Source organism: Aquirufa salirivi (assembly GCF_045310485.1).
Classification (GTDB): domain Bacteria; phylum Bacteroidota; class Bacteroidia; order Cytophagales; family Spirosomataceae; genus Aquirufa; species Aquirufa salirivi.
The window spans coordinates 74353-86608 of sequence record NZ_JBEWZH010000008.1; the positions used below are offsets into that span (position 1 = coordinate 74353).

General features: G+C 39.1%; 7 protein-coding genes. 1 reads left to right on the forward strand and 6 read right to left on the reverse strand.

The features are described 5' to 3' along the window. Nucleotides 1-7: 7 nt before the first annotated feature. The 6 genes from U0R11_RS11265 to U0R11_RS11290 form a co-directional block, all read right to left on the reverse strand. On the reverse strand, nucleotides 8-1069 hold the full coding sequence (locus tag U0R11_RS11265) for an aldose 1-epimerase family protein (protein ID WP_406751779.1): 1062 nt from the start codon (nucleotides 1067-1069) through the stop codon (nucleotides 8-10). A gap of 14 nt (nucleotides 1070-1083) precedes the next feature. Next, nucleotides 1084-3822: a c-type cytochrome gene (locus U0R11_RS11270; RefSeq protein WP_406751780.1), complete on the reverse strand. Its 2739-nt coding sequence runs from the start codon at nucleotides 3820-3822 to the stop codon at nucleotides 1084-1086. A gap of 14 nt (nucleotides 3823-3836) precedes the next feature. Further along, nucleotides 3837-4580 (reverse strand): 3-keto-disaccharide hydrolase, encoded by a 744-nt coding sequence (locus U0R11_RS11275; protein ID WP_235927515.1) that lies wholly within the window; start codon nucleotides 4578-4580, stop codon nucleotides 3837-3839. A 105-nt stretch (nucleotides 4581-4685) separates the two neighbouring features. Continuing rightward, complete coding sequence (locus tag U0R11_RS11280) at nucleotides 4686-5891, reverse strand: FG-GAP repeat domain-containing protein (protein ID WP_406751781.1); 1206 nt, start codon at nucleotides 5889-5891, stop codon at nucleotides 4686-4688. Nucleotides 5892-5954: 63 nt separating this feature from the next. Next, the gene (locus U0R11_RS11285) at nucleotides 5955-7466 is read right to left on the reverse strand and encodes a RagB/SusD family nutrient uptake outer membrane protein (protein WP_406751782.1); all 1512 of its coding nucleotides are present in this window, start codon (nucleotides 7464-7466) and stop codon (nucleotides 5955-5957) included. Nucleotides 7467-7499: 33 nt separating this feature from the next. Beyond that, nucleotides 7500-10607, reverse strand: coding sequence for a SusC/RagA family TonB-linked outer membrane protein (locus U0R11_RS11290; protein WP_406751783.1), 3108 nt, complete (start codon nucleotides 10605-10607; stop codon nucleotides 7500-7502). 350 nt (nucleotides 10608-10957) lie between these two features. Here U0R11_RS11290 and U0R11_RS11295 point away from each other — a divergent pair, with 350 nt between their 5' ends. After that, a complete protein-coding gene (locus U0R11_RS11295; RefSeq protein WP_406751784.1) occupies nucleotides 10958-12187 on the forward strand; it encodes a M24 family metallopeptidase in 1230 nt (409 codons plus the stop codon). The last annotated feature ends 69 nt before the right edge of the window (nucleotides 12188-12256 follow it).

Consider the following 12256-nt stretch of genomic DNA (forward strand, 5'->3'; position numbering starts at 1 on the left):
CAATCTTTTATTGTATAAAATTAGTTAATTTCTCTCTTTGTTTTTGTTGATCTAAGACTTCTAAAGTCACAGAAAAACGCTTCTTGGCTCTAGGGGCTAAAAATAATAATGAGCCTTCTTCCCGAGCTGCTTTTTGACCAATGGGTGGATTTGTTCCAGGTTCAATTCCTGTTACATATTCATCTTTCCCCCAATGTTGCCAATTGGTTAAGCTAGGCAATTCTCTTTTGTCGTAAGTCATCCTCACGCCTAATCCCAACTGTTCATTATAAAGTCCGCAAGCTACTTGATGCTGGGCATCGGTGGCAGCATCGATAAAGGCAACTTCTTCTCCCCCTCCCAAATGGATATCCAATGGGGCTGGGCAAGTCTTATACTCATTTCCTTCCTTGAAAATCAAGGCATCTTGAGTTCCCTCAAAACGGTATTTCCAAGTTCCATTCGCTACAATCTTGGTTCCTTCGTCAACAAAGGGCCAGCCAAAATTAAAGTGATATAATAACATCAAAGGGGCATCTGTATTGCCTTCATTGATAATTTCATCTTCAATTTTCAAAAAAGCCTCCCCTAATCTACCAGAAATCGTTCTTTTTAATGTCAAACATGGTCCAAAAATAACATGCTGACGAATAATACCTGAAATACTCATGTCTAATTGACCCGAATGAATATCAGGTTGTACAATGGAAGTAATTTCAGCGATTTGATTACTGATTTTTCCATGAATACCGCGACTACCGAACTCATCTTGTTCCGGGCCACCTACGTGGTCTAAACCACAAGTGGTCAGCAGTCCTCCTCCAAAGGTGCGTAACCAGTGCAGCCCCTGATCTGACAGGGGCTGTGGACTGGTAATGCCTGCATGGGAAATCCATGCTAAACTTTTCTCTTGGTAGAAGGCCTCGGCAATATCCATGCCGCGATCTAGTACAATTTTGTAGCGAAATCCCGCTCCCGTATCCATCCAAGCAATTCGAACGCCTCTACCAGCTCCGTTATCTAAAGTGGAGGTTTCAATGCCTCCGAGTTGCTTGTGATTGGATATTTTGTCTTTCCAAGGATACGTCATCTTTTTCTATTCAATTATTTCGCAGCTGGTTTAGCAAACATCGCATTGCTTTCACTACCACCTGACATTAAATATGCCATTAAATCTTTCAATTCTTCAGCATTCATGCTATTAATTAAGCCTGGCAACATGCTTGAAAGCGCTGAATATTTCATTGAAATTACATTTTTCTTCAAGATCTTTTCAACTTGATCTGGATCATACGGATTTTGAGAAATATAATAAGCTGTTTTATCCTGATTTACTAAACGGCCAACAATGGAAGTTCTGTTACGTAACATCAATTGAGTAGCTGCATATTGGTCAGAAATAGTTTTACTTGGATCAATGATAGACTCCAACATATCCTTTTTAGAGAATCTAGTTCCCAAATTAGTCAAGTCTGGTCCGACGCTTCCGCCACCTTCACTACCTAATGCATGGCAACGAACACAAGTAGCAGCTGCGAACATTGACTTCCCATTTTGGAAATCACGATTAACTAATGGAGCATCTAAAATAGCAACCGCATCTTCCAATTTCCAGTTTTTACCCGGTCCTTTTGGATAATTGAATTTAGCAATATCATTACCATTAGAGGTAAGCAAATCTGCACCTCCCAATTTATCATAATATGCACGTTTTGCATCAGGTACATTTTTCAATGCCAATTTACGTGCACGGTCAATAAATCCTACATAACTACGCCCCCCTGAGAATTCCAACGCATTTTTGATCCACTTGAAATAACGCTCATGTTGTTCTGGAGTCCAGTTAGTCTTAGCAGCAGTTAACATGATCGCCATGTACGTTTGTTGTGCTGGCGGAATTTTCTCCAACATTTTCGCAATATCCGTACCGTATTGTGGATTACGCATAATTAAGTCCGCAGAGGCTGTAGCTGTTTCCTGACGGTAGACATTAACCGCTGCTGTATCCTTCGTATCCATGATTTTCAAGGTACGTTCAATCACATTAGGTGCTTCTAAAGGAATCAATAAACGGCTCAAGGCACGGTCTAAATTTCTTTTATTTGATGGATATAGAGGATTGTAATTAGCCACCAATTTAGCCGAAACTGCCGCATCTGGCATACCTAAACGTAACATCGCTAATTCAATGGTACGCAAAATATCCAATTGTTGAGATTCATTGAATTTTTTATTATCAATAGCTAATAAAGCAGCATAAATTGGCGCTTTCAACTCTGGCTTACTTTGACGAATTAGAGCTAACAATGCATGAGTAGCAGCGATAGGATCTTTTTCAGTCAATGCTTTGTCTTTCCACTCATTGATTGGCTGATGCTCTAAAGCCATACGCGCCGCATAACGAATGAAACGATCTGGGTGTTTCAAATAAGGCCATACAAAAGCTACTGCAGCAGGATTTGGTCCTTGATGGAAAGTCTCAATTTTACGACGAGTTTCATTCAAGGCATTAATTGGAGTTACAATAGGTTTGACAGAAGCTTCTTCTGGACCTGCATAGTACACACGGTACACATCTGACTCTAAGCGACGACCACCTATCATGAAATATAAAGCACCATCGGGGCCAACAGTCCCATCCGTTAAAGGCAATGGAATACCTGATAAAAACTCCTCATGATCAGCTACATAAGATGATCCCTGTGGTTTCAATTTAATCAGATGAGCAATACCAAAAGTCCAATCAAACCCAATCAGAGATTTCTTGTATTTTGCTGGAAACTTAGCATCTTTCAACGACAGTAAACTGGTAGGAGAGCCTTGACCAATATTCAATACTGGAGGTAAATTATCCGGATGTGTAACTGGCCATTTACTATCTGCTTGTCGCCATCCAAACTCACTACCACTAGTTACGTGACAAATACGTGTAGGACGGTACCAAGGTAAACCAAATTCCCACTCCATGTCCGAATCATAAGCGAACAAATCACCATTTTCATTAAATGTGATATCATATGTATTACGGTATCCTGCACTTACTAATTCCCATTTTTTACCTTCTGGATCAATGTTAGCAATCCAACCACCTGGAGCATAACGGTCATTAGCATGCCCGCGTGGATCTTTAATCAATGGATAGATACTGTCTTCAAACCAGTTTTTAGGCAAACGATACGCATCCATTGGAGGAACATCTGTATGGTTACCAGCAACTAAGTATAGCGATTTCTTATCTGGTGATAATACAATTGAATGTGGACCATGCTCTCCTTCTCCTTTGAATTCTTTCAATAAAGTAATTTTATCGAAATGATCATCTCCATCCAAATCCTGCACACGGTACAAACCACTTCCACGTGGCGCATAGCTTGGTGCAAAGTTAGCATTACGTCCTGCTTGCTGTGCTGGAGGATTCACTGGAGCAACACGTGCATTCACCATGACGTACAAACTGTTGAACGCGTAAAGCAAACCATGTGCATTACCAATACCTAAGGTATCTACGCCTTTTCCAAACTTCAATTTCTCGATTTTGGGAGTAGTATCTTTAGAACCAATAGCTGGGATAGTCAATCTGAACAATCCACCATATTGATCAGAACAGATCATACGACCCTTATCATCAAATGTCATAGCTACCCAAGATCCCATTTTGGCATCAGAAGGACTAAATAAATGTTCAATTTTAAATCCTGGTTGTAAGCGAATCTTGTCCGTTTTAGGATTAGCCCCTTCTGCCAGGGCGGGTTGTACTTTGTGGAGTGAATTGTAGCCAAAACTGCCCAAAGCAATTACGGCTGCAAACACCATTCCAAGTTTAACTAGAGGTCTCATTTTCATATAATTAACAGTGTTTATTTAAGAGTTTTCAATCGAATGTTTTTGTATTCTACTTTCATAGGAGGCCCTACGTGTACTTGCATACCTAACCAACCAGCAGCTTTTCCATTAATTTTATCTAAATCGGTTACATCACTCATCAAAACACCATTGATGTAATGCAACAAATGATTGCCTTTGGCTACAATATGTAGCTCATTCCAATCTTCCGATTTAATCGAAGTTTTCAAAGAATCAGAATGCCCTAATGAACCTTTTACCTGACGAGCTGTCCAGTTATTTCTTTGAGCCAACGTGCGCAAATTATTCTTCAATTCTGGGTCAGTTTGCTCGTTTATCACCGAAACTTCTCCACGGTATGCCAAAGTAGTACGCGCACGTTCTTCGTAATTTTGACCTGTATAGCGGTTGTTACCATCGATATCTGCTTGATAGCCCTTTAAAGCAAAGGGTAAATCAGGCAATAATTCTTCTGAACGGTAGTTTACACCTGTGTTTCCTGCTTTTGTAATTTTAACATCAGCTTTAAACTCAAAATCAGCAGGTTGCCCGCCTCTCCAAATTAAGAAATGGTTTCTTTTCAATACGGTTGCTGGAGTAATTTCTCCGACAATCGATCCATTTTCAACACGCCAATAGGCTGGATCTCCCTCCCATCCTTTTAAGCTCTTTCCATCAAAGATTTTCTTGAATCCTTTTTCCTTAGGCTTGTCCTGTAGGCCTACCGAGGGATTGCGAAATGCAAAGAAAGGAAGCATCAGCCCGACGAGGCCTAGGTACAATAATTGTTTTTTCATAGGTAATAATAGATTTATGTAAAAATTAGTGAAAAAATCTGCATTTATATAATGTTTTATAGGGTTTTAAGCCTTTTTCTTCGTTTGATGGAAAAAGACAAAAACACCTTTTTTATTCGAAATGACAATATCTTTTAGCCCATCTTGATTCATATCTTCGATCACGATATGGATACCCGCTCCTGAATCTTCATCAATATCATGGCTAATCCAAGTAGGGTTTTTACTAGGTTTAAATTCATACCAACGCAATAGTGATTTTTCAAATTCTCCCGGGTCTTTGCCATTATGCGCCATAAAGCGCTTACCAACGACAAAATCAGGATGTTTATCTCCATTTAAATCGGCCATCGCCATAGCATGTGTTTGAGATAGATCTTTTTGAATAACTTGTGTTTCCACACCGGTAGCTGTTCTGCGGTGCCACCAAATGCCATAATCATGTGCGGAGGAATTGAGCAAATCCACTAATCCATCACCATCCAAATCCAATACCATAATGTGCGCACTATCAAAACTTAAAGAGAGTGGATGATAAGTCCATTCGTTAGCCAACACATCTTGTGGACATTCCCACCAACCTTCTTTGAAAATGATGTCTTTTCGACCATCACCGTTCATGTCGCCATGACCTAAACCATGCGTGTATTTATGTGTCCCTAAGCTTGGAATGGAGGAAATCACATGTGCTTTCCAAACTGTATCTTTTTTAGCGGTAGGTGCTTGTAGCCAAACCATTTGTTTTGATTTGGAATCATTGCCAATGATATCTTTTAAACCATCACCATTGACATCTTCAAATAGTGGTGATTCATTCCCGATAGAGGCATATAAAAAATGTCTTTTCCAAAGCACAGCTTTGTTTTTGGGATTCTCAAACCAAAAAACAGCTTCACCCGGCAATCCCACTTTTATCAAATCAACCCAGCCGTCGTGGTTTACATCCTGAGCAAAATTTAAAAATGAATTACTATAACCCTCATCCACTTTAAATACGTGGTCTTTCGGGAATACTTTTAATGATTTATCGTAACGAATGTCATCGTCACTGATCACATGTTTCGTCCATTTCGGTGCTTCAAACCAAAAAGCTCCTGTTAAAACGTCCTTTTTCCCATCATGATTTACATCTCCTACACATACGCCCTCAGAAAGAAAGGTAGAACTCAAAGTAACTTTCTTAAAATCTGGAGTATGAGAAGCAGCCATGCTTTGCCCGATAATCATCAAGCTCAACAATATTGCCTTAGAATAAAATGTAAACGTTTTCATGACATTTAGAGAAAAAAATAGCTGTCCTGATAACCTAGGACAGCTATTTTACTAATTAAAAAATTACTTAATATTAGGATTCAATGCTGCTTCATCAGCTGGCATTGGGTAATATTTCTCAATCACAGAGAAAGAGTTACTACGAAGTGTATATCCTCTTTGGTAATAATAAGAGAATGGATCCTTTTTGATAGCTTCTCCACGAGCCGTGATAACAGCTTTGTACGTATCTGTACGCACTAAGTCATGCCAACGCTTGTTTTCAAACGCCAATTCTACACGACGCTCTTGCATTAAAGCCGTACGGAAGTCAGCTTGAGAAGTAGCAGTAGAATTCGCTAAACCTGCACGCTTACGTACCATGTTTAAGTACGTTGCAGCTTCAGCCGTTTTTCCTTGCTCATTCAAAGCTTCAGCTAAGAACAATAAAACTTCAGAATAACGATATACAGGCCAGTTCATACCATGGTTACCATTCAATGAGTGTGTTTTCATGTACTTCTTGATGATTGGATAAGTTTTTCCTTCCCATAAAGTGGATGAACATAAAATGTAACCAATGGAAGCATCCTTACGTAAATCACCTGCTTCATATGCAGCAATCACATCTGGAGTTGGAATGTTATTACCTTCACCTGTTTGTGGCTGTGGATTTGAAGTTCCAGACAATGTTTTCAACTCAGTCTCTAACATTGGACGAGGTAAGAAGTTATACATAAACGTACCATTGAAACCATTCGAACCTTCTTGGAACTGAACTTCAAACACGCTTTCTGCATTGTTTTTGTTCGCAGTTGAAGTAGAGAATACATTGTTGTAATCAGGAATCAAGGTATAATTTCCTTCTGCAACAACCTCCTTCATTAACTTCTCTGCCTCAGCCCATTTCTTCTGGATGATGTACAAGTTAGCCAATACAGTTTTGGCTGCACCAGAAGTAGCACGTCCAGCTTCTTGAGTAGACTTTGGCTTTAAATTCGCCGCAGCTCCAATTAAATCATCCATGATAATTTTCTCTAAATCAGCTGCAGTACCCATTTTGGCAGCAGCTGCCTCACGCGTAGTTACTGGAGTTAATTGTAAAGGCGCTTTGTTGAAATAACGGTACAACTCAAAGTAAGCAAATCCACGCATGAATTGAGCCTGACCTTTCAAGTTTGCTTTAGCTGTGGCATCAAAATCCGCTTTATCAATTAATGCCAAAACTTGATTAGCACGAGCAATGATCAAATAATCTTGACGATATTGGTTCAATACGTGCGTATTGGTTGTTAAACCATTCGAAACTGGAATGGAGAAATCCGCCAAATCCTCTTGCTGCTCTGTAGCACCAAATGCTGTATTACGCGCATAATAGGTGTTATCTGAGTGCTGCTCTGACAATAACCAAGAACGGTCATTGTAGATAGTTCTCAATGGAACGTAACATGCGTTTACCGCTTGTTCAAAATCGGCCTGCGTCTTAAAAAACGTTACCGAACTTAAACTTGTTTCCGGAGTAATATCCAAGAAACTCTCTGTGCAACCTGTCAATCCGACAGCCAGCAAACAGCTTAATATTATTTTATTTTTCATTGTTTCTAAAAATAAACGTGATTATCTGGCTAATTAAAAGTTAAAGTTGGCTCCCAATGTGAAAGTACGTGGAACGGGATAACTAGAGAAGTCGATACCCTGACTTAAGTTACCACCATCACCTTGGCCGTTTCCTTGTGAACTAACCTCTGGATTTGGTCCACCCCAATAATTAGTGAATACAAATGCTTGCTGACAAGAAGCATACACACGAAGAGATTTGTACACCTTAGAAGGTTTAGCAAAAGTATAACCCAATGTGATGTTACGAATCGTGAAGTAAGAAGCATCAGCGATAAAACGAGAGTTAATCCAGTCACGCTCAATACCCGTTACGTTACCACCACCAACGGTTGTACCATATTTACCTAAACCAGGGTTAGACTCTGATCTCCAACGATTAGCTACTTCTTCCAATAAGTTGAAAGGACCATCTAAGTTAGCTGTAGAATAAATGTGACGAACCATCACTTGGTTTCCATAAGAACCTGATCCAATGATATTGAAATCCCAGTTCTTGTAAGCTACGTTGTTGGTAATACCATAAACGAAATCAGGGAATGGATTACCCATAATCACACGGTCGTCATTGTTACCACCATAGGTAATGACACCATCACCATTAGCATCCCAAATTTTGATGGTACCAGGGAATGAACGACCTGGAACTTTAGGGCTATTATCTACATCAGCTTGGTTTTTGTACATTCCTTGAGAAATTAAACCATAAAACTGACCGAAAGGTTGACCTACTTTAGTGATGTGGAAAGTTCCATACACACGGTCAATGCCTGGAGCTAAAGCTACCACTACGTTACGGTTAAACGAGATGTTGGCATTAGTAGTCCATTTAACTGCACCTGTTGTGTTTTTAGTATTTACACCAAATTCATGTCCCCAGAATTTAATCTCACCAATGTTATCATTGAAGTTTCCAAATCCTGATTCCTGAGCAATTTGAACTGAATACAACAAGTTTGATGTATTCTTCAAGTAATAATCATAGGTAAAGCTTACACGATCATTCCAAAGATTCAAGTCCAAACCTAAGTCTAGTTGACGAGTTTTTTCCCATCCTAAGTTAGGGTTAGCCAAAGAACTTACAGAAGCTCCAGGAGATACGGTATTACCAAATACACCATTGACCGTATTATTGATCAAAGCATATTGCGTATAGTTACCAATGTTGTTGTTACCAATTTCACCGAAACTACCTCTGATCTTCATGAAAGATACAGCTGGGATGTCTTGCATAAATGCTTCATCAGACACAACCCATCCTAAACCTACAGATGGGAATGTACCCCAACGGTTATTCAAACCGAAACGAGATGAACCATCACGACGAATCGCTGCATTTAATAAGTACTTACCTTTGTAGTTATAAGTAGCACGCGCTAAGAATGAAGTCAATGCCCACTCTTGTACTCCAGAAACTGTTGCACCACGGTTGATGTTGATAGCTCCTTGGATTGTTGGAAGACGGTCATCAGAATAGGTATCTGCTTGAATCTGAGTTGACTCTTGACGGAAATATTGGTTGGTATAACCTCCTAATAATTCAACTTTATGATCTTCGTTGATCGTTTTATTGAAAGTAACTGTATTTTCATTCAACCAAGACAAGTTTTCAAAGTTTTGACGAATAGAAACAGCAGTTGTTGGTATTGGCGTGTTAATCGCACTTGTAGCTGTTGATGGGTTAAAGAAGAAGAATTTCGTTCTTAAAATTTCACCATTGATACTCGACTTCAATTTCAAACCTTTGATTGGCTCATACTCCATGAAAGCATTTGTCAATAAGTTAGTAGTAGTAGTCTCATTGATCAATTCTTGAGCTGAACGTACCCAGTTCGCATAAGCAAAGATATTACCAGTACTAGCAGGGAAACGGTTGAACTTTGTCAATGTTTTGCCATCTGCTTCATAAATTGGCATGATTGGCCAAGTGTGCAAAGCATTGAATAAAATACCAGTACCACGGTCACCGTCAGTTCTTGGTGTATTATCATATGTCAACTGTGGTGCTACGTTAAAACCGATAGTTACTTTATCCGAAATATCATAAGCTGAGTTCAAACGTAATGAATAACGCTTATAATCCGTATTGATAACCACACCTTTTTGATCCAAAACTCCAGCTACTAATGACGTTCTGGATTTCTCCTTGTTAGAAGTGATGGATAAGTTATAACTTGTGATTGGTGCATTTTTATTAATTAATGCATCAAACCAATCGTTATTTTTACCTGCATATTGTGAAGGATTTTGGAATTCAGCTGGAACGGGTTGCTTTGCATCTTCGTAGAATTCTTTCTTAAATTGAGCAAACTGAACTGCATCCATCATTTTAACACGTCCCTTCATTGGAACTTGCTGAACACCTGTGTAAACGTTAAAGCTTACGTTTGTTCCACTTCCCTTACCTTTTTTTGTTGTAATCAAAACCACACCATTAGCAGCACGAGAACCGTATAATGAAGTAGAAGCCGCATCTTTCAATACAGAAATATCTTCAATCTCATCTGGGTTCATCGCTCCAATTGTACCTGTGATAGGGAAACCATCTACCACGTATAATGGATCGGAACCAGCTGAAACTGATAATTGACCACGAATACGTATGGCCATACCTTTTCCTGGTTGACCCGTAGTTTGGTTAATTTGAACACCTGCTAATTGACCTTGTAATTTTTGACCAATTTGAGTAACAGGTAAATCCTTCAATTCTTTGTAACCAATGGTTTGAACAGCACCTGTGATTTCTTTTTTCACTTGGCTACCGTAACCCACAACTACGATTTCGTTCAAGGTCTTATTATCCGCAGCAAGAGATATATTCAAGGTCTTTTGACCTGAATAAACAACATCTTTGGATATAAAACCGACTGAACTAAAACGCAAAGTTTCATTGTTTTTAACATCGATGGCATAGTTACCTGAACCATCAGTGGAAGCTCCACGAGTGGTACCTACTATAGTAACGGCAGCACCAATCAAAGGCTCCCCGTCGGAACCACTAACTTTACCTCGTAGATTCTGGGCTTGTGCCATTGCTACCGAGGACAAAAAGAAAATCAGCGCTAGAAGCAAGCCTCCAGTCCGATTTCCCATTCGTAGGTCGTAAAATTTGTTTTTCATAGAGAAAAAATTAAAGGTTAAAAATGTGTGATTTTGATTAATTCAGAAGCTGAGTTTTAAAGCAACATGATTAATAACTGTCGAAATTTAGAATATACCCTTACCCTAACCGTCCTTATCTATCCTTATGAAAAAAATAAAAAATTTCTAGATTTCATTAAAAAAGTACCATTTCGTGTATTTAATGGTAATTAAAAATACCTCAAATAGTACTTTAACTGCATTATTTTGAAAATTTTCGACTTTGTCTTTTTTAATGGGCATTACCCTGATAAGCTGATCAAAATCATATCTTCAATTTCTATTTTTAAGAAAAAAGGAAGATATTAGATGTATATCCATTAAATAACATGATTCATCGACGACAATTCCTTCAATCTACTTCATTAGCAATCTTGGCTCCCCATATTTTTACGCAGACCCAACAGACAACAATTCCTCCAACCTTCAATCCCATTAGTTTGGAAGAAAGAAAACAAAGGATCGCAAAGGCTCAAACTTTATTAGTTAAAAATAAAATGAGGGCTTTGATATTGGATGCAGGTACGAGCATGGAATATTTCACTGGAGTTAAATGGTATCCTAGTGAGAGATCCTTGTTGGCCATTATTCCTGACAAAGGAGAGTTGAGTTTTATTTGTCCATCCTTTGAAGAAGACCGCTTTAAGGAAATAAATGTGTTAAGCCAACAAATTCGTACTTGGGAGGAGCATGAAAATCCTTTTGCGATGACGATTCAGTTGTTGAAAGATCAAGGAATTCGCTCTGGAAAACTAGCTATCGAAGAAAGGACACGATTTTTCATCTTTGATGGATTAAGAAAAGCGGGGACAACTTTTCAACTAGTTAGTGGTGATCCTATTAGTATTCCTTGCCGCATCATAAAGTCACCTGCGGAAATTGCTTTAATGCAAAGAGCAAATGACATCACGGTAGAAGCAATCAAAGCTGGAATGGCTAGTTTACATGAAGGAATGACGCCGGCGGAGGTTTCTGCCAAAATTGCACAAGTTCATCGAAATCAAGGGGCGGTTCATGATTTTGCTTTGGTGAATATGGGAGTTGCTACTTCCTATCCACATGGAAGTAATAAACCCCAAATTTTAAAGCAAGGTGATGTCGTATTAATGGATGTGGGTTGTGTGGTGGGAGGTTACAGTGCTGATATCACGCGTACCATGGTTTTCGGGAAACCTACAGATAAACAAAGGAAAATTTGGGATTTAGAGAAAAAATCTCAAGCTGCAGGATTTGCTGCGGCACAATTAGGTCGCCCCTGTGAAGAAGTAGACCAAGCTTCCCGAAAAGTTTTGGAAGATGCAGGGTTTGGTCCGGGATATCGACTACCGGGTTTGCCACATCGAACGGGACATGGAATTGGCATGAATGGACATGAATGGGGAAATATGGTAAAAGGAAATAAAGATCCATTGCAAGTAGGGATGTGTTTCAGTATTGAACCCACGATTGTTATTCCGGGAGAATTTGGGATCCGACTAGAAGACTGTGTGTATATGACTCAAGATGGTCCTCGCTGGTTTTCTCAACCTAGTCCGTCCATTGATGAGCTATTTAAATAATTAAACAACTTTCTATATAATTGTTTTGATAATAATGAGTTTGCTCTTTATTATAACCTGTTAAGTAAA

Bases quoted from the DNA above. Each gene is read 5' to 3' on its own strand.
- U0R11_RS11290 (WP_406751783.1), bottom strand. From the start codon at position 10,607: ATGAAAAACAAATTTTACGACCTACGAATGGGAAATCGGACTGGAGGC.
- U0R11_RS11280 (WP_406751781.1), bottom strand. From the start codon at position 5,891: ATGAAAACGTTTACATTTTATTCTAAGGCAATATTGTTGAGCTTGATG.
- U0R11_RS11270 (WP_406751780.1), bottom strand. From the start codon at position 3,822: ATGAAAATGAGACCTCTAGTTAAACTTGGAATGGTGTTTGCAGCCGTA.
- U0R11_RS11285 (WP_406751782.1), bottom strand. From the start codon at position 7,466: ATGAAAAATAAAATAATATTAAGCTGTTTGCTGGCTGTCGGATTGACA.
- U0R11_RS11265 (WP_406751779.1), bottom strand. From the start codon at position 1,069: ATGACGTATCCTTGGAAAGACAAAATATCCAATCACAAGCAACTCGGA.
- U0R11_RS11275 (WP_235927515.1), bottom strand. From the start codon at position 4,580: ATGCTTCCTTTCTTTGCATTTCGCAATCCCTCGGTAGGCCTACAGGAC.
- U0R11_RS11295 (WP_406751784.1), top strand. From the start codon at position 10,958: ATGATTCATCGACGACAATTCCTTCAATCTACTTCATTAGCAATCTTG.